Source organism: Paenibacillus sp. MMS20-IR301 (genome assembly GCF_032302195.1).
In the GTDB taxonomy this organism is placed as follows: domain Bacteria; phylum Bacillota; class Bacilli; order Paenibacillales; family Paenibacillaceae; genus Paenibacillus_AQ.
This window is the reverse complement of record NZ_CP135275.1, coordinates 3032103-3052204: the sequence shown is the minus strand read 5'-3', so window position 1 is coordinate 3052204 and position 20102 is coordinate 3032103. Positions and strand designations below refer to the sequence as shown.

At 52.0% G+C, this 20102-nt stretch carries 14 protein-coding genes; 13 read left to right on the top strand and 1 reads right to left on the bottom strand.

Annotated elements, in window-relative coordinates; genetic code table 11:
• Positions 1 to 299 precede the first annotated feature (299 nt).
• The 11 genes from LOS79_RS13570 to LOS79_RS13520 all read left to right on the top strand — a co-directional run bounded on the left by LOS79_RS13570 (position 300) and on the right by LOS79_RS13520 (position 15369).
• The gene (locus LOS79_RS13570; RefSeq protein WP_315420554.1) at positions 300 to 1646 is read left to right on the top strand and encodes a TolB-like translocation protein; all 1347 of its coding nucleotides are present in this window, start codon (positions 300 to 302) and stop codon (positions 1644 to 1646) included.
• A gap of 42 nt (positions 1647 to 1688) precedes the next feature.
• Positions 1689 to 2594, top strand: coding sequence for a M23 family metallopeptidase (locus tag LOS79_RS13565; RefSeq protein WP_315420551.1), 906 nt, complete (start codon positions 1689 to 1691; stop codon positions 2592 to 2594).
• Between the two features lie 83 nt (positions 2595 to 2677).
• Positions 2678 to 3220 (top strand): hypothetical protein, encoded by a 543-nt coding sequence (locus LOS79_RS13560; protein WP_315420548.1) that lies wholly within the window; start codon positions 2678 to 2680, stop codon positions 3218 to 3220.
• 896 nt (positions 3221 to 4116) lie between these two features.
• Entirely contained in the window at positions 4117 to 5427 is a 1311-nt protein-coding gene (locus LOS79_RS13555) for an ABC transporter substrate-binding protein (protein ID WP_315420543.1), read from the top strand.
• A 91-nt stretch (positions 5428 to 5518) separates the two neighbouring features.
• Positions 5519 to 6412 (top strand): carbohydrate ABC transporter permease, encoded by an 894-nt coding sequence (locus LOS79_RS13550; RefSeq protein ID WP_315420540.1) that lies wholly within the window; start codon positions 5519 to 5521, stop codon positions 6410 to 6412.
• Entirely contained in the window at positions 6413 to 7246 is an 834-nt protein-coding gene (locus tag LOS79_RS13545) for a carbohydrate ABC transporter permease (protein WP_315420537.1), read from the top strand.
• A gap of 67 nt (positions 7247 to 7313) precedes the next feature.
• Complete coding sequence (locus tag LOS79_RS13540) at positions 7314 to 9095, top strand: family 43 glycosylhydrolase (protein WP_315420535.1); 1782 nt, start codon at positions 7314 to 7316, stop codon at positions 9093 to 9095.
• Between the two features lie 44 nt (positions 9096 to 9139).
• Positions 9140 to 10456, top strand: a complete 1317-nt coding sequence (locus tag LOS79_RS13535) for an ABC transporter substrate-binding protein (RefSeq protein WP_315420532.1) — start codon at positions 9140 to 9142, stop codon at positions 10454 to 10456.
• 30 nt (positions 10457 to 10486) lie between these two features.
• The gene (locus LOS79_RS13530) at positions 10487 to 12313 is read left to right on the top strand and encodes a sensor histidine kinase (protein ID WP_315420530.1); all 1827 of its coding nucleotides are present in this window, start codon (positions 10487 to 10489) and stop codon (positions 12311 to 12313) included.
• Positions 12291 to 13931: a response regulator gene (locus LOS79_RS13525; protein ID WP_315420527.1), complete on the top strand. Its 1641-nt coding sequence runs from the start codon at positions 12291 to 12293 to the stop codon at positions 13929 to 13931. The genes LOS79_RS13530 and LOS79_RS13525 overlap by 23 nt, the downstream gene beginning before the upstream one ends.
• Before the next feature lie 235 nt (positions 13932 to 14166).
• Positions 14167 to 15369 (top strand): chromate transporter, encoded by a 1203-nt coding sequence (locus LOS79_RS13520; protein ID WP_315420524.1) that lies wholly within the window; start codon positions 14167 to 14169, stop codon positions 15367 to 15369.
• 806 nt (positions 15370 to 16175) lie between these two features.
• Here the strand turns inward: LOS79_RS13520 and LOS79_RS13515 are convergent.
• Positions 16176 to 17447 (bottom strand): histidine--tRNA ligase, encoded by a 1272-nt coding sequence (locus LOS79_RS13515; protein ID WP_315420522.1) that lies wholly within the window; start codon positions 17445 to 17447, stop codon positions 16176 to 16178.
• A 303-nt stretch (positions 17448 to 17750) separates the two neighbouring features.
• Between LOS79_RS13515 and LOS79_RS13510 the strand changes: the two genes are divergently transcribed.
• Positions 17751 to 18404, top strand: coding sequence for an HD domain-containing protein (locus tag LOS79_RS13510; RefSeq protein WP_315420520.1), 654 nt, complete (start codon positions 17751 to 17753; stop codon positions 18402 to 18404).
• A gap of 90 nt (positions 18405 to 18494) precedes the next feature.
• A complete protein-coding gene (locus tag LOS79_RS13505; RefSeq protein WP_315420518.1) occupies positions 18495 to 19946 on the top strand; it encodes a DEAD/DEAH box helicase in 1452 nt (483 codons plus the stop codon).
• Positions 19947 to 20102 lie beyond the last annotated feature (156 nt).

Sequence of the window (20102 nt, the reverse complement as noted above, 5' to 3'; positions counted from 1 at the left end):
CAGAACATAGTTTATACAATCAGATGAAACTATAAATGAGTCTATTTTCCAAAAGTCGAATAGTGTAATTTTGTGTAAAATTTTTAGTAAAATAGTCTGATAACATGAAATGAAAAAATAAGGTAAATTAGTAATTGTATAGAAGTTAAATGAGGGTAATACGCACACATCAGGAAGTCACTCAAGAGGCGTAAGGTATTTTACGAAATCGCTCTTATAAGGAGGATAGTCGTTTTCATCAAAGCAAGCGTGCGCTCTGTTATTTTTTCATCACTTTTGAACGTAGGAAAGGAATGATTATGATTATGACTAGGAAAAAGTGGTCGGGTATTATAGTTATAATAACTGCGCTTATTCTTCTTTGGGGTGCGACTACTCAAGCAATACAAGCAGCAAATGAGCCCATTTTAAGTGATAATATGCTAGTGGCTGTCCCGTACGAAGAAAATGTCAGTAATGTTATGGTGGGCGAGCACGGTACGGTTCTATTGGTCGATTCAATCGACGATAAAGAGTATACGGAAATGATGAGTATACTTTACCCTAACGGCACAGTAGATGCACAAGGGCAAGATATTCCTGGCATAAACAACCTTGCCGAAGTTCGTGAACAATTTATCGCCGAACATATGAGGGCGTATTCATTAGTTGGAGAGAAGACAACAGAGGTTAAGCTGTCACCGTTTAACATCTCCATTACAGATGAATCGAACGGCGAATACAGTAGTTTATTTTATAAAGCAAGCGTTGGTAATGATAGCTTTGTTTTTCCTTCCGAATGGGGAAACCAGTCATGTGGCTTTATTTCTATGAGTGAAAAAAATATCTTTATAGCATATACGGATATGGGGATTTGGCGCATAGATTCAGAAACAATGTCGGCAGAAAAACTCTCGTCCGATGAATACTCCGGCAAAGCGCAAGCCGAAATCAGCAGTGAGATCACGAAGCTTCATCCGGATTGGTATCTTACTTGGGTCGATGGCGTAAATATCAGTCCTGATGGGAATTATGTCGTTTATCGAACGAATCGGGATAGTATCGAGCTCAACGAGACGTCTGTTTGGGAAATTGACCTTAATACCGGAGAGGAAAGCCAATTGATTAATCCGGCCTATAACAACGATATTGTCGGGTTCATAAATGATAGCAATGTTGTTGTAGGAGCACTCAGTGACACGCGTATGATTGATGTTAATAGTAAGAGTGCGGTCAATATGGATATCCCTAAACTGCCGAATTTACGTATCAGCGACGTTAAAAATGAAAATATCGTATTCTCAAGTTATGAAGAAGGCAGTTCTAATACCACTGCTTTCATTAGTAGTGTCAATGTATCAACAGGGAAGGTATCTGAAATTACCAGATTATCCGGATATCTTGATGGCGAACCCCGTTTTTCGCCATCGGGAAGTAAAGTTGCTGTAGGTTATGGTGAGGACCCGATGGTTGGCGTTGACGACGTAATGTTTGTTGACTTGTCTACGAAATCACATGATTTGCTCTCCAATTCGCTGCAAAACGCTCGGGCGGTGAAAGGGCATAATGCCCGTTTCCTTTGGATAGATGACGATGCAGTACTCGTTGATACGCAACTTGGAAGCGAAACCTCCAGCTTCCTGATCAAATCACAAGAGGAGCAATAAGTGACGGAATAGCACAGTATTTTGAGGAAAGGTGGTAAAAAAATGAAAATTAAATTAGCAGCATTTACATTCTCCATAGCCATTTCATTACTTTTCACATCAAATGTTTTCGCGGCCGATTACAGTATCGTTTTCGGGAATACAGCGCCATCTGCCGTTAATTTCAACTCACCGCTTTCCAGCAGTTCAACTTCCGGGTTTGCGGCAGTGAACAGCAAGTGGAATCAGCCGCGTTCGAGTGGAACAAATCCCCATAATGGAGTAGACCTAAATGCACCGTTGAATACGAATGTATACGCGCCGTATGATGGTTGGTCAACAGGTATAAGTGTTACAGGTTCGTATGATATCGATTTTTTGGTGGATGCAAACAACAATAATATACAAGATGATGGAGATTATCACATCAGGTTTTATCATATGAATAGTAGAGAGGCAGCAGGAAAGAAGAGCAAGGGGGCTCTGATAGGCAAGTCAGGCAATCAAGGAACCACCGCTGCACACCTTCACTTTGGAATCTGTTCAACATCAAGTGGCTTGGTATGGCTCAGAAATGAGGTCAATTACAGGCATTTATCTTCGACGAATTGGAATTCCGGGAAACACCTAGACGCTTATGCTCAAGTGACATGGAGTAGCAACACAGCGTCCTTTACCTCTTATATCATGAATGACGGTGCTAAAGAGTACTTTTCCGAAGTCAGGATGTACTATCGCACAACGTCGGGTTCGTGGACTGATGGAGGTGTCATACCTAGATCTGGCGATACCTACAATTATAATTTTACCGGAAAGGTATCTTCGGGGACATCCGTACAATGGATGATAAGAATTATGCGAAGCGGTGTATCTCAGGCGGCTTTCGGTCCTGCAAAATTCTATCAGCCGGATAACAATCCTAACGCGAGCTCTTACACGTATGGATACTGGACAAACACAGTCTCATAAGATAGTGTCATCGGAGTACACCCACGCAGCTGTCTGCGTGGGTGTACGAAATTCAGAAACATTCGGGGAAGGAGAAATTTATAATGAATAACTCCAATCATATGCTACGTGCCTCGGGGATACTCGTGACTATCACTATGTTGTTGATGCTGCTTGCCGGATGCAATAACAACAATATGCCTAATGACACTATGAACCCCAGCCCTGATTTGAGTTCAACACCGACTTCAACCTTACCTCAAACACCTTCACAGACCCCAAGTCCGACACAAATCGGAGAAACCAAAACGTTTAGTGATGGCGGACTCAAACTTGAAGTAACCAATGTGTATGAAGTTCGAACCGAAAGCATGAATGATGACGGAGGCAACCCATGGGAATATAGTGTTTTTGTCTGTTATCCCAGCGCTAGTGTTACTGTTTTAACCGCCGGTATGAGTGATGTTACTATAACTGCCGATGGAAAATCTCATGCAAATTGGGGGGTTCTCTTGGCGTCTGGTGGACGTAAAGAAATCATGGACAACATGAATTCATTTCATGTTACCTCTGATACACTCGGTATATATAACCTGGAATCGAGCATGTATGTATTGAAATTAGAGATATACAAAAATGACAAATAGGGATCATTACTTCTGGCTTCTTCAATTTCTTGAGCAACAGACCTATAAACCCACCAAACTCTCGTGCTACAGCTACAATTGCTTTTCCGCTGGGCGTCCCCTTGGATAGCATCGTTGTGTATTTTTGTTGTAACCGGTGTAACCCATAAAAGCCTTCGCATTGCAAAATCGAATGAATGAACATACCTCAGCAACGATTTCTGTCTCTGTCGTTTCAGCAACGCAGCTGTTCCCCGGTGATTATGCCGGTGGGGCAGCTTTTTTGATTGCCTAGGAAATGATGCAAATTGAGAACTGTGGATAACGGAGAAAAGTGACTTGAGCGGCGTGGAACGGTATTTGCACGAGGCATACGACCGGGTTAGCAGAACAATAGATGGATAAAGTACACTTGCTGCAAGAACGAAGGGGGCAAGGTCAAACCGTAAGTGGAAAAAGAGCACTTAAAATTAGGGAAAAAGACCAAAGTAGGCCAACTGTAAAAAATTAAGATACATTTATCCACTTAAATGTATCAAAGAACCAAAAATAGCGAAATTAAGATGCGTTTGTCCACTTATTTCCGTTTAAGAGAGGCCGAACTCCGCATTTTCATTTTAGCTAGCGGCTACTAAACAGAAGAATCTTCACCGGGCGGAATCGTAACGACTAAGCTCATACGCAGCGAACAGCTGCGTTCGCCCGGAGGGCGATTTTGTTCCGCCGGAAGCCGCCGCTAGATTCTGATCTCATGAGCGTTTGAAGTCATCCGGGCAGAGCACAGCCACGAGCCCGCCAATCTGTAAAAATGTCCACTGATCCTAGACTGAGGACATTTTTTGCGTTACCCGAAGGCTATATCATTAAGGCATCAAAGAGCAACCGGCTTTGAATCACCGATAAAGGGGCGTATACAGATGAAACGATCCATGCAAAAAGTAACATCAAGCTTATTGGCAGTCATGATGCTGGGAATGGTTGTAACTGCTTGCGGAGGCAACAATGCGGACAGCGGAAATGCCGGAAGCAGCGGCAACAGCGGCAAGGCAGCGCAGGGAAGTGACAGCAGCAGCAGCGGCAAGAAGACTGAGCTTTTGTTCTGGTCACCGTTCTCCGGTTCGGATGGCCCGTTCATGAAGAAAATCGTAGATAAATACAACAGCTCCCAGGATCAGTACAAGGTGAATTTTGTCATTCAGCCGAATGGTGAATATTACAAACAGCTGGATGTTGCGCTCAGCACCGGCAAGGAACGTCCGGACCTGATGATTATGCACGTCGATTCAGTGCCGACTTACCAGAGCAAGGATCAGCTGCAGCCGGTAGATGGGCTGGCGAATGCCGCCGGCATCAATCCTGCGGATTTCGCCGAAGCCCCGATTAAATACGCTACCATTGACAGCAAGCTGTACACCATTCCGCTGGATATCCACCCGGTGGTGATGTACTACAACAAGGATTTGTTTGAAAAGGCAGGCGTGACCGCGCCTCCAGCGAACCGCGCTGAATTCGATGCGGCAGTAGAGAAGCTGACGGATAAATCCAAAGGAGTCTACGGTTATGTTGTGCCTACACTCTGGCCGCAGCAGTTCATCTTCCCGTCGCTGGTCTGGCAGAACGGCGGAGAGCTGTGGAACGGAACAGACGTAGCCTACAATTCTCCGGAAGCGGTAGAAATGGTCCAATGGCTGCGCGATATGGTTGACAAGGGCATCTCCCCGGCAAATGTGCAGCAGGACGGCGAGAATACACTGTTCCTCCAGGGCAAAAATGCGATCCAGTTCAATGGTCCATGGATGAAATCACAGTTTGACGAAGCCGGGCTTAACTATGGCGTAGCGGTAATGCCGCAGATTGGTAAGGCGAAGCAGGCAATTTATGCAGGCTCACACGGCTTTGTCGTTCCGAAGGCGGTAACTGACAGCAACACACTGGCCGGTATCGGCGACTTCCTGAAGTATGTATCCGGCAACTCCCTGGATTGGGCGGAATCCGGTCAGGCTGTAGCATCGAAGACTGTGATGGACAGTGCGGAATTCAAGGCGATGGAGTTCCAGAGCACCGTAGCGCAGAGCTTCCCCGCGGTACAGTTTGCACCGAATGTGCTGAACTGGGGCACGATTGTTGAACCGGTATGGGGTGAGCTGAGCAATGCGATCCTTGGCAAAAAATCACCACAGCAGGCAATGGACGATGCAGTAGCCAAATCCCGTCAGGCGATGAAATAGCCTCGCTGAGTAGTGATTATTTCGGTAAGCAAAGCGGGGAGCGCTGTACGCTTCCTGCTTTTGCTTATACGAAGAAACGGAGGAATCTCTTTTGAAAAGCATATGGACTTCACGCTTCACCTCATTCCTGTTCATCCTGCCTTATCTTGCAGCCTTTGGGATGTTCCTGCTCTTTCCGATTCTGTACGGCTTTGTGATCAGCCTGCAGGATTTTGAACTGTTGTCTAAGGCACACCCGTTTGTAGGATTGCGTAATTATATTACGATTTTCACACCCGGCACGTATGAGAACAGTATCTTCTTCCGGGGGCTGTGGACCACGCTGCAGTTTGTCTTGTATTCGGTTCCGCTGCTGATTGTGGCGGGGCTTGGTATAGCTATGCTGGTCAACTCGCTGCCGTCCAAAGTGCGCGGCCTGTTCAGAACCTTCTACTTCCTGCCGTATGCGTTATCGGCTTCAGTAATGGCGGTGATCTGGCTGATGATGTTTGATACGAACGCAGGGTTCATCAACAGCCTGCTGCAAAAGCTGGGGCTGACCGGGATTCCCTGGCTGACCGCCACCCCGTGGGTCTGGATTGCCCTGGTCATCACCACGCTGTGGTGGACCATCGGGTTCAATATGATTATTTTTGTGAATGCACTCAATGAGGTGCCTGAGGATTATTATGAAGCGGCTGCCATCGACGGAGCCAATGCCTGGAACCGGTTCGTGTCGATTACGCTGCCTTCCATCCGCCCGGTGATGCTGTTCGTCATGATTACTTCAACCATCGCCTCCTTCAATATTTATGCCCAGCCGTTCCTGCTGTCGCGCGGAGGTCCGGGGGATACGACCAAGGTGCTGCTCATGAATGTGCTGGATCAGGCGTTCGTGCGCAAGGATATCGGCTCCGCTTCCGCGATGGCCATTCTGATGGCGCTGCTGATCATGATGGTATCCATCGTTCAATTCCGTCTTACGAACCGGAAGGAGAAGGTATAGATGAGTAAAGCCCAAAAAACAGGCCTGCTGCTTCTGGCTGTTCTGATTGCAGCAGCCGTGCTGCTGCCGCTGGTCTGGATGCTGTCGACAGCCTTCAAGAATGATTTCGAAGCCCTTTCGGGGCGGATGAACTTCTTCCCGAAGAAGCCGACGATTGACAACTTTGCCCAGGGGCTGAACGGTGAGCTGATGAATACGCCGATTCTGCGCTGGATCGTTAACTCCCTGTCAGTAGGGATCGTTGGCACAGCCATTGTCCTGCTGATAGATTCCATGGCCGCATTTGCGCTGGCCCGGCTCCCGGATCTGCCGCTGCGCCGCACCTTGTTCTCGATGTTCATCGCTTCGCTGATGATTCCGGGCGTGCTGACCTTTCTGCCGATGTATATCGAATTCAATACCCTTGGACTGATCAACACCTATCAGGCGCTGATTCTGCCGGCGACCGCCGGAGCGTTCGGGGTGTTCCTGCTGTACCAGTTCTTCATTTCCTTCCCGAAGGAGATTGAAGAGGCAGCGCGGATCGACGGAGTGAACAAATGGAATCTGTATGCCCGGATTCTGCTGCCGTCGGCGGTATCGATCATGATGACGCTGGGCATTTTCACCTTTATGGGAATTTATAACGACTTCGTCTGGCCGCTCTATGCGACTACCTCGCCGGAGATGCGGACGATCACAGCAGGGATCGCAATGATGGCTACGGGAAGCTACACCCAAAGCTACGGCAAGCTGATGGCGATGACGACGATCGCGGCGCTGCCGGTGCTGATTATTTTCATCGCCGGGCAGAAATCCTTCGTCAAGGCGATTACGAGCTCAGGTGTGAAATAGCGGGTGAGTGAACAGGTGGATATTTGGGCTTCCAGCCGCTGTTATCACACCCTTGGAGGGGTAATTAATGAAATTCAAATCAGAAGAGCCGCAGCGCAAGGTAGGGTGGGGGAAGCCTGAACGTAGAATAACCTGCGCCATCGCTGCGGTGCTGTTACTTATACTGGCAGGAGGTGCGTACTTGTTGCTGCAGCACGGGAGTGACAGAGCAGATGTGGCCTATAGCGGGCATGGCGGAACATTTAAGAACACACTTGCCGAGATGGATACCCCAGACCCGAGCGTGATGTATAAGGATGGATATTATTACATGACCTTTACCCATAACGGAACGGATATTATGGTAATGAAGTCACGTACGCTCGATTTCCGGCAAGCGGAACGCAAGGTGGTATGGTACCCGCCGGCGGAGACCGCTTATTCAGCAAATTTGTGGGCACCCGAGATTCAATATATCCGGGGAAGCTGGTATATCTATTTCGCCGCTGATGACGGAAATAACGAGAATCACCGGATGTATGTGCTGCAAGGGGACAGCGGAGATCCACTGGGTGAGTACACGTTCAAAGGCCAGGTGGCTGACAGCACGGACAAATGGGCGATTGACGGACTGGCGATGGAAGTGGACGGGGAGCTGTATTTCGTCTGGTCCGGCTGGGAAGGGGATGTAAATGCCGCGCAGAACACCTATATTGCGCCGATGAGTGATCCCCTGACGATCAGCGGGCCGCGAGTGCTGCTGAGTGAGCCGCTCCTTGACTGGGAACGGGCCGGAGGGCCGCCGTACATTAATGAAGGCCAGTCGGTGCTTCAGCATGAAGGCCGCACGTTCATTGTCTATTCTGGGGCGGGCAGCTGGACACCGTACTATAGTCTGGGCCTCTTGGCCCTGAAGCCTGGCGGGAATCCGCTGGAACCGGTAGGCTGGACCAAATCGGAAGAGCCGCTGCTGGCGATGGATGAAGCCGCCGGGGTATACGGGCCGGGGCATAATTCGTTCACGGTGTCACCGGACGGCAGTGAACAATGGATCGTCTACCACGCTACGAGCGGAGAAGCGGACGGCTGGAACAACCGTAAAGCCCGGGCCCAGCCTGTGAGCTGGGATGATACCGGGCTGCCGGTCTTCGGCAAGCCGCTGGCGCTGAGTGCGGCGCTGGCGGTCCCGGCCGGAACAGGCGTGTTCCGGGCAGAGGAGGCTGTCCGCAGCGGGAACCGCCTGGAGTATCCGGCGCTGCCTGCGGCAATAGACAGCAATACTCCGCTGCTGGTGCATTATGTGAATCCGGGCGGAGCCGCAGCGGAAGCGGCGGCAGCGGTGAACGGCGGGCCGCCGGCCGTGCTGCAGCTTCCGCCAACGGGAGAAGATGAGCCCGGCTACGCGTATCTGCGCTTGCCGTTCACAGCCGGGAAGAATACAGTATCCCTGGAGCTGCCGGAAGGCAGCAGCGCTGCAATTAAGGCGGTGGAAATTTCGCGTTATGAAGGCGAAGCCCAGACGCTGGAGGGGGAGGCGGCAGCGGAGGATAATCCGTATGCCTCCGGCGGGGCGGCGGCCAGCCTGAACGGCAGCGGTGCTGCGCTGCGTTTCGGTAATATTCAGGTTCCGCACAGCGGTACCTACACAGTGTCTGTATCTGTACTGAATGCTTCACCGGGGGCGAAGCTGGAAGCGGCGGTGAACGGAGGAACGAGAACCGCAGTAACGCTGGAGCCGCAGGAACGGAACCAGCCGGAATTCATTCAGCTGGAGCTGAAGCTGCGCAGCGGCGGCAATGAAATCATTCTTTTTGACAGCGAAGGCAGCTTCGGTATAGATTATATGGATATATGGCAGACAAGTGAATAATACGAAAGATTCATAGACGGCAAGCCATACGGGGGCATACTCATATGAGAGATACAGAAGGCTTGAGAGGATACAAAGGATATAAACTGATGGCGCTTTCAGCATTGCTGCTGATGCTGCTGCCGGCACTGGCCGGCTGCAGTGCAGAGGCTGCGGAAGAGCCTCCGCCGCCTGCTACCCAGCCGGTGACCGTGGAGTACTGGACTCCGTTCAGCGGCGGCGACAATATTTTCATGACTGAACTGGTGGAGCAATTTAACCGGGAGCATGAGGATATCCGGATTGATCAGATCAACTCGCGGCTTGATGATTATTATTCCCGGCTGCGTACAGCAATTTTGTCCGGCAATGCACCGGATCTGGCGATAATCCACACCACCAATCTGCCGCAGTTCGTGCAGAACGGCTATATCGAGTCCCTTGACGGGCTGGCGGCGGACACGGGGCTTGACTGGGGCCAGTTCAATGCCAAGATCGCCGGGTCCACAGTTTATGGAGGCGCCCATTATGCTGTACCGCTGGATACGCATACACTGGTGCTCTATTATAATAAGAAATATTTAAGAGAGGCCGGGCTGCTTGATGCAGAGGATAAACCGCTGATCGGCAAGGGGGAAGAGGGATTCAAGGCATTCCTGCAGCAGCTGAGAACAGCGGTTCCGGCCGGAGTTGCACCGCTGGCACTCCCCAGCACACGGATAGATTCCGTGTGGCTGTGGTGGAGCCTGTACAATCAGATGCAGGGCGGCGGCAGCTTCTATAATCCGGAAGGCACACAGGCGGTCTTTAACAACAAGGCTTCGCAGCAGACATTGGAGTTCGTGAACAGCTTATATCAGGACGAACTGATCCCGCCGGACATTAATGATGCTTTCAAGCTCTTCTATGACGGTGAGGCTGCTACATTGATAACAGGCGTGTGGGGAACGGGCGCTTTTGAGAAGGATGAGAAGCTGGAGCTGGGTGTGGTTCCGGTTCCGGTGATCTATGATCATCCGGCAGTGTGGGGAGACTCCCATACGCTCGCTATTCCGGCCAAAAGCGAGATGAGCGCGGAGAAGCGCAAAGCCGCTATGGTCTTTGCCCGCTGGGCGGTGGAGCATGGAGTAATGTGGGCGGAAGCCGGGCATGTGCCGAGTTCCCTGAAGGTTGTAGAGAGTGAGGCATACACCGCACTGAAATTCCGCAGCGATTATGCCAATACCGCCAACTCTGTGGCCTACTGGCCGAGAAATGTCAGGCAGTGGAGTATTAATGAAGAGATTATCCGGCAGTTTGAGCGGATGATCTACAAGGAGCAAAGTCCGGAGCAGGCGCTGCAGAGGGCGGTGGACAGCATTAACCTTCAGCTGAAGAAATGACGGTGACGGTATAAAAGGAGAGAGTGCGGCTTGAAATCATTCCACAGCTGGTTCAGGAATCTGGCGCTTGCGCGCAAGCTGATTCTTATCAATGTCGTATTCATCGTGCTTCCGCTGGGGCTGATGGGTTATTTCGCCTTTGCCCGCTTCACCGAAACGACGGAGCGCAAGGTGGGGGATTATCAGCTTCAGACACTGAAGCAGCTCACTTTGAATATCGACACCTATATGAATGAGCTGAACCGGCTTACCGTGATGCCGTATCAATACCCCAAGGTGACCGAATATCTTGCAACCAAGCGTGCCCCCGGTGAACCGCTGACACTGGATGAGATCAGCGGGCTGAACAGCTTCGTTACCCAGGTGTTTCTGAACGGCCGGGTAGATATTCTGGGTGTCTCCCTGTACGGAACCGGCGGGGCTTCGTATGTCGTGATGCCGGAGAGCCAATATGTCACGACTTACAAGCTGGATGAGAATGTCAGCTGGCTGGGCAGGTTCAAGGGCCATTACGGGCAGCCGGTATATGTGGCTACCCATGATCTCAGCGCAAGCGGCGGAAATGTGTATCAGGCCTTCTCTATAGTCCGCGAGCTGCGCAGCTTCGATGACGGGGTTACACTCGGATACATTGTGATTGATGTGGACCCCAAGTTTATCAGTGAGATTCTGTCCAAGGTTAAGCTGGATGTCAAGGAGCTGCTGTACATTACTGATGACGCCGGACAATTGGTTGTCCGCAAGGACCATGGTGAGGGGCTGGCTGCCCCTGAGCTGAAGCCGGATATGGCCGGGGAAGGGGTAAGCCATGTGAAGTCGGACGGCGAGGGGCTGCTCGTTGCCCATGTGACCTCTGAAGTAACGGGCTGGACTACGGTAGGCGTCGTTCCGGTCTCCAGCCTGATGAAGGATACTGAGGTGCTGCGTACGTATATCATTCTTACCGGCGTTATCTGTGTAGGCCTTGCCCTGCTCTTGTATGTATTCATTGCCTACCGCATTACTCAGCCGCTGCGCAAGCTGAGCCGGCTGATGCGCAGTGTCGAGCGCGGAGATCTTAGTAAGGCCTTCCCGGTGAGCGGAACGGATGAAGTGGGGATGCTGGGCCACTCGTTTAACGGTATGATTGCCAAGCTGAGTGAGCTGGGCTATCTGCTCTACGAGACGGAGATCCGGGAGAAGGACGCGCAGATTGCAGCTCTGCAGAGCAAGATTAACCCGCATTTCCTCTATAATACACTGGGCTCGATCAGTATGTACGCTGAGCTTGAGGGCAGTCCGGAGATCATAACGATGTCGAACAGCCTCAGCAAGCTGCTGCGCTACAGCCTGAGCGGGCGCAAGGAGCATGTAACACTGCAGGATGAGCTGGATCATGTCGGCGGCTATATGAAAATCCAGCAGATGCGCTATGAGGAGCGCATTCAGTTCACGATGATAATCGAGCCTTCGCTGCTCGGCTGCCAGGTGATTCCGCTGATGATCCAGCCGCTGGTAGAGAATGCAATCAACCATGCGCTGGACAAGGGTATCGGCCAGGGGCGGATAACATTGGCTGCCGACCGCAGCGATCATGTGCTTAGAATCACAGTCGAGGACGACGGCATCGGCATGAATGCCGATGCGCTGGAAGCGCTCCGCCTGCATCTGTGCAGCACGAAGGACCTGGGCGGCCGTACAGGCAACGGGCTGCTGAATGTACACCGCCGGATTGTGCTGCATTATGGCGAGGAATACGGGCTTTTCCTGGAGAGCATGCCGTTTCAGGGCTTCAAGGCAGTGCTGAAGCTGCCGGTCATTAACTATCAGGGTACAGCGAGGGAGGAGGACGTAGATGCCCAGAATACTGATCGTTGACGATGAATCGGTCTTCCGCAAAGGATTGCGCAAAATGATCACCAGCCTGGAAGGAAACTGGGAGGTAGTCGGTGAAGCCAGTGACGGCTATGATGCACTCGACAAGCTGGATGAGCTGTCGCCGGAGGTGCTGCTTACCGATATCCGCATGCCGCGGATGGACGGGATCCAGCTGCAGCAGATGGCCGGCGGGCGCTTCAAGGATCTGATAACCGTTGTCGTTAGCGGTTATGATGAATTCGCTTATGTGCAGCAGTCGATGCGCCAGGGGGCGAAGGATTATTTGACGAAGCCGGTTGAGCGCCAGGAGCTGAGCCGGGTGCTGGAGAAGCTGGGACGGGAGCTGGCTGAGCGCAAGGCGCTGCCGGTGCAGCAGACTGAGGCCTGGCAGGCCCGGCCGGTACTGAAGCGCCATGTGGCTGGCCACCTGAGCGAGAGTCTGCTCAAAGGCAAGACAGGCGAAAGTGACCTGCAGCTGCTGCGCGAGCTGGGCTTCACCATCCGGCATCCCTATTTCATCTGCATGGTGATTAAGCTCGATAAGCATTCCGTCGAGAAAGAGCGCTATCTGCAGAGCGATGCCTCGCTGTTCCTCCTGTATATCCAGCAGGTAGTCCAGGAGATGATTGACCGGCATGCGACCGGCATAAGCTTCGTGCTGTCGGATACGGAAGTGGTGGCGCTGCTGAATACAGCGGAGCCGCAGCAGTCCCTGTCGGCACCGGGAGCCCTCGGCGATATGATCCGCAGGCAGATCCGCTCATTGTCGAACCTGACGGTGACGATCGGGGTGAGCAATCCGGCGGAAGGGCTGCCGGGCATTCCGAAGGCCTATACTGAAGCGGGAATCGCCCTCTTATACCGCTTAATCGAAGGCGGTGATAAGCTGCTGGATTATGCGCTTATGACAAGGCGCCCCCACTCCGGCGGCGGACCGCTGAAATGGTCGTGGGAGATGCTGGAGAAGTCGATTGTGGATGGCCGGGTAGCCAGCATCGGTGCAATTGTCGAGCATATGATTGAAGAGCTGTGCAGCACGGCGGAATCGCCGGAGAGCATTCACCAGCAGATCTGCAAGCTGCTGCTCTACTACTATGAATTATCCGAAGAGCTTGGCGTGACCGAGTCCTGGCTCGGTTCGAAGGATATCCGCAAAGTGCTGTTCGATGTATGCAGCCTGTCGTCGCGGCAGGAGCTGGCCGAGAAATGCCGGGGGCTGCTGCTCGGTCTGACCGGTTGTATTGCGAAATCCAGGGAAGCGAAGGATCCGGACCCGGTGCATGCGGCCCAGCGTTATATTTCGCAGCATTATCATCATCCGCTGAGCCTGAAGGAGGTGGCGGACGAGGTATATTTGAACCCTGCTTATTTCAGCAATCTGTTCAAACAGCGGACCGGCGTTACTTTTATCGAATTCCTGACCCATATCCGGATCGATGAAGCCCGCAAAAAGCTGGCGTTCACCGATGACAAAATCAGCAGAATCGCCGAGGAAACAGGGTTTGGCAATGTACGCCATTTCAACCGTGTTTTCAAGAACGCAAGCGGCTTCTCACCCAAGGAATACAGGGACAGCACGCGTATAGGGCCGGCAGCCAGAGCCCCCGGTGAACAATAGTTAAATGCGGAAGGACCGTCTTTTTGACGGTTCTTTTTGATGGTCGGATTTTCTCCACTAGCGCATGAATGAATACCCCGCCGTAAAACCGCAAAATTAAGATACGCTTTTCCAATTGTAATGGCAGTGTAATTTTTTCCGGAAAGAGTTGTAGTGAGGCTTGGATCTATGTAACATCCTAAATAGACATTTGAAAATGATGATGTTCACGAGCAGCTGGAGGGGAGATTAGATTGTGGAGCAGCCGGTACGGAGGGAACAGGGGATAATTAGATCATTACTTGAGATTCTGCTGGTGTCAGGCAAATTAGGTTTTACATCCTTCGGCGGGCCGATTGCCCATCTGGCATATTTTCATGAGGAATATATCCGCAAAAGAAAATGGATGGATGAGAAAAATTACGCCGATTTAGTAGCATTATGCCAGTTTTTGCCCGGCCCGGCCAGCAGCCAGGTGGGGATAGGGATGGGGGTTATGCGGGCCGGTGTGCTGGGCGGGATTGTCTCATTTCTCGGGTTCGCATTGCCTTCTGCAGCTGCCTTAATGATCTTTGCCCTGATTCTGCAGGGGATGGATGTAAGCAGTGCGGGCTGGATACATGGCTTGAAAATAGTTGCAGTTGCCGTTGTAGCACATGCCATTACAGGAATGGCCTCCAAACTGGCTCCGGACCTGCCTAGAAAAGCTATAGCCCTGGCGGCAATGGTGATTACATTATTGTGGCAGACTGCCTATTCCCAGGTGGCTATTATTCTCCTGTCCGCTATTGTTGGGTTCCTGCTCTACAGCCGGCTGGAAGCCGGTTCGGATGACCGGGTCAGCTTTCCGGTGAAGCGCAGATTTGCCATAGGCTGTTTAGTGTTGTTTGCTGGACTGCTGGTGCTGCTTCCGGTTCTAAGACAAGTTACCTCCATACGCTGGATTGCTATGTTCGACAGCTTCTACCGCTCCGGTTCGCTTGTGTTTGGCGGTGGACATGTTGTCCTGCCTTTGCTTGAACGGGAATTTGTCACAACAGGCTGGGTAAGCGAAGAGGCGTTTCTTGCCGGATACGGGGCAGCCCAGGCCATTCCGGGACCGCTGTTTACCTTTGCCTCTTATCTCGGTGCTGTGATGAACGGCTGGCCGGGCGGGCTGCTGGCAACGGTTGCTATTTTCCTGCCTGCATTTCTGCTAATCGCCGGAAGCCTGCCTTTCTGGGATACTGTGCGGCATAATCCAAAAGCAAAAGGTGCCTTAACGGGCGTAAATGCAGCCGTGATAGGAATATTGATCTCTGCTTTCTATCAGCCGATCTGGACCAGCTCCATACAGGCGCCTCTTGATTTTGCTTTTGCCGCTGTCTTGTTCAGCATGCTGGTTTACTGGAAATTGCCGCCTTGGATCGTAGTGTTAACCGGTGCGGCGGGCGGAATGCTTATGGGTATTTATGCTTAATTGAAAGAGCGCATTTCTATTCTGAATATCTTAGTATCGTCCATGCAAGGTCTCTGGTGTGATTGGCGTATATAAATTCGATTATAACGTCAGTTGTCTTATCATAATATACACGCTTGCTTCCGGAGCTGTTGTTCACGGTCTTTCAACAGTAATGTTGGACAAATCGGTGGTTTCAAGCCGCTGAATTTCCCAGGTATAAATACCGTCGCGGTAGTCTTAAATATGGAGCTAACCGCAGAATTTGATAATAAGCCAACGATAAGGATGGTGCATATTATAGCAGTTACTATAACTTTAAATACAGTATTTTTCTTTGGGTTTAATATGTTCATACTGGCGCACATCTCCTTGTTTCAGCAATGTAGTGACAATGGCATTATCATTTCTCCATGTTCACAGAGCTTTCTTATATAGCTTGAAGTGGAATGGTTCAAGTACAATCCCAATCGGACGGACACCACAGCCTTTATTCGCTCCAAAAAGGTCATTCGGGCGGGCTTACGGACATGACGGCCCTTATCCGCCGCTTATCATGGGCAAACTCCGCTTTTCCAGTGAAATAACGGCGCTCATGTCCGTAGGACCGACACTCAGGTACCTTTCTGCAGGCTTAACGTCTCTCATGTCCGTAACGCTAAGCTAGTCACTTGAATAACCATTGCGTGGCTGGCCGCTTTTCTTAACGGAGGGCCCATTTAACCCATTTACCTGCGCGGCAGCTCATTGTACATGATTTTCCGCTTAGAGATGAGTTTTGGACTTCCGGCCGCTCTTGTTCCCGGATGTTTGATGATTACCGCTGTCTATATCAACCGGACGGCCTCCTCCACACTAACCAGCGTTTCACTCTGCAGCGTCATATCCTTCAGCCGCAGCTTGCCGAGAGCTGCTTCGGTTTCTCCGATCATAATCACATAGCGGAACCCTTTAGCGCTGGCTCCGGCCAGCGTTTTTTTGAGCTTGCGCGTGCCGCTGTCCACATTCGTGCGGATGCCCGCGGCCCGCAGTACAGCGGCAGCAGTCAGCGCCTGCGGCATATATCCGCCGACCGGAATGATCAGCACGCCGCAGCGGTCCTCCGCCTCCGCCGGACGTCCGCCCAGCAGAGCCATAACCGATTCCATCCCGAAGGAGATCCCCACGGTCGGGTATGCTATATCATCACGCCCCACAAGCTTCCCGATGATGGCATCATACCGGCCGCCGCCGCCCAGGCTTGAAGTATAGCGGCCGGAAGCATCGAAGATTTCATAGACGGTTCCCGTATAGAAGGAGAGGCCGCGTGAGAGAAAAGGATCGAAGACACAGACGGCTCCCAGGCCAACCCCGTCAATCAGCTGCTGCAGAGCAAGAACCTCACCTGCCCCCGGCAGTCCTTCAAGTTGATATTGCTCCACCAGCTGCCCGAATTCCGGATTGTCCAGCGTAAGCAGTCCGGCAATCTGCTGCACCGTGTCCGCTGCCAGCTGCTTATCCGTCAGCTCGGCCAGTACACCGCCGCTGCCGATTTTGGCCAGCTTATCGAGCGTCAGCATTGCGGAGAGCTGCTCCTCCGGCGGAACTGCGACAGCACTGAGAATCTCTCCTAGGAAGCGGCGGTTGTTCCACTTCAGAACAACCGGAATGTCCAGCCGGCGGAAGACTTCCGCCGCCAGCTGCATCAGCTCCGCCTCGGCCTGCGGGCCGGCAATACCGACGACGTCGGCGTCACATTGCAGGAACTCACGCAGCCGGCCTTTTTTGACCGGCCCGTCCCTGAACACCTTGCCGATCTCATAGCGCCGGTACGGGAATTCAATTCCCGGATTCAGGGCAATGACCTTGGCAAAAGGAATCGTCAGATCATACCGCAGCCCAAGCCTGCGTCCGCCCTGATCGGTCAGCTGGTACATTTCGCGCAGAATCTCGTCACCCCCGGCATATTTGGAAGTCAGCAGCTCCAGCTCATTCAGCAGCGCCGTATCCATGGATTCGAATCCGTACAGCTCGAACAGCTCCTGTAATGTGGCCCGGACATTCTGGCGGATGGCCTGCTCACGGCCGAAGTAATCATAGGTACCTTTAATATTTTGCATAATCAGCAGCTCCCTCTGTGTAAGTTATCGGAAATAAAAAACGCGCCGGACCTCTTGGTCCCGCGCGCTTTGGTATGCCGCAGGGAGGTCGAACGCGAAATGCGTTAGCCCGCCCTGAATGAATTCAGGTGTGCTAACGCTGCTTGTGATGATGAAGCTGATTCTGTATGATAGACAAGCGGTTCATAGGAATCCATTCCCTTCAGCTCTTAATTACAGCACATTATAGCGGATCGGAAGGTACTGTGCAAGACCGGCAGCTTCGCATATTACTATCCGCATTCTCACAAAGGAGCAATCATAATGAATTATACAGAGCTTATCACCGCAGCAGAGCATTTCGCCAGGGAACAATTGAGCCAGGACACGACAGGCCATGACTGGTTTCATACGGACCGGGTACGCAATACGGCGGCACTGATCGCCCGGATGGAAGGAGCGAATGAGGTCATTTGCACGGTCGCGGCGCTGCTGCATGACGTAGCTGACGAGAAGCTGAACCCCTCCAAGGAAGCGGGGCTGCTCAAGGTGCAGGACTGGCTGGCAGAACATTTGCCGGATGAAGCTGCCTGTAAGATGATCATGGAGATCATCGGAACGATGTCGTTCAGCGGCGGCGGTGGAGCACCGATGTCCACACTGGAAGGACAGGTCGTGCAGGATGCGGACCGTCTGGATGCGCTGGGGGCGATTGGGATTACGCGGACCATGGTCTTTTCAGGGGCGAAAGGCCGGCCGGTCTATGACCCGGAGATTCCCCCGCGTGACGAATCGCTGAAGCAGGAATACCGCGACTATTCCAAAGGGACGGCGGTTAATCATTTTTATGAGAAGCTGCTTAAGCTGAAGGACCTGATGAATACCCCTTACGGCAAGCAGCTGGCGGAGGAGCGGCATGGGTTCATGCTGATTTTTCTCGAGCAATTTTATAAGGAATGGAATCAGGGGGCAGAGTAGCTGTTATAATGATATAATGCGCAAGGGCGGATGGAATGCGGGCAGGCCCGCCCCACCGGAACAAACAGCATAGAAGAGGTTGAATACGATATGAGTGAAGTACAAGTACAATTTAGTGATTATGGTTTGGATGAAGAGATTGTCCGTGCACTGGAGACACTGAAATATGTGAATCCTACCGAGGTGCAGCGGAAGGTCATTCCGGTTGCGCTAAAGGCGCAGGATCTGATTGTGAAGTCACAGACCGGCAGCGGCAAAACCGCAGCCTTCGCCATCCCGCTCTGCGAGCTGGTCGATTGGGTGGAGAACAAGCCTCAGGCGCTGGTGCTGACCCCCACCCGGGAGCTGGCCCAGCAGGTAAGAGAGGATATTACGAATATCGGGCGGTTCAAGCGGATTAAGGCGGTAGCCCTGTTCGGGAAGCAGCCGTTTGCTCCGCAGAAGCTTGAGCTGGCCCAGAAAACGCATGTGGCCGTAGGTACGCCGGGCCGTGTGTTTGACCATATCGAGCGCGGGACGCTGAACCTCAGCCGGATTAAATATCTGGTGATTGATGAAGCCGACGAAATGCTCAGCATGGGCTTTATCGAGCAGATTGAGAAGATCATCAAGCAGCTGCCCAAGGACCGCGTAACGATGCTGTTCTCGGCGACACTGCCGGAAGCCATTAAGAATCTGTGCCGCAAGTACATGACGGAGCCGACGGATATCGAGATTGAAGCAAGCGGAATTACGACAGCGTCGATCGAGCATGCCTTGATTGAAGTTGTACAGGCCGCCAAGTTCGGGCTGCTCAGTGATCTGCTGACGGTGGAGAATCCGGATAGCTGTATTATTTTTTGCCGGACCCAGGAGCAGGTGAATTCCCTCTTCCGCGGGATGGCAGACCTCGAGTATCCGGTGGACAAAATCCACGGCGGCATGGAGCAGGATGAGCGGTTTGAGGTGATGAATGCGTTCAAGCGCGGCCAGTTCCGCTATCTGATTGCCACCGATGTGGCGGCCCGAGGAATCGATATCGAGAACATCACCCATGTGTTCAACTACGATATCCCGCTGGAAAAGGAGAGCTACGTCCACCGGACCGGACGGACCGCCCGCGCCGGCAAAAGCGGCAAAGCGATCACCTTCGTCACGCCGAACGAACACAAGTGGGTCAAGGAAATCGAAGGCTATATCGGGTTCACTCTCCCGGTGATGAAGGCTCCTTCGGATGATGCCGTGGCTTATGCCAAACCGGCCTTCGATCAGAAGCTCGGCAAGAAACAGGTCCGCAAAGCCGGCAAAACCGAGGTCATGAACCAGGACATCATGAAACTCTACTTTAACGGCGGCAAGAAAAAGAAGCTCCGCGCGGTCGATTTCGTCGGCACCATTGCGAGGCTTGAGGGAATTACGGCTGAGGATATCGGGATCATCACGATTCAGGATAATGTAACCTACGTCGATATTCTGAACGGCAAGGGCTCGCTTGTGCTGCAGGCGATGAAGGAGACAACCGTCAAGGGCAAGCTGCTGAAGTGCCATATTGCGAAGAAATAAGTTGTTCCCAAAAGCTGTCACACCAATTGTTAAACGGGGTGGCGGCTTTTTTTTGCGAAATATGAGGTATGAGAGCAACCGGGCCAAATGTATGCGAAAAACCGAATACAATGTGTTACTGCTAACGGTGAGGCCGAACATTAGGGAAATGTTGGA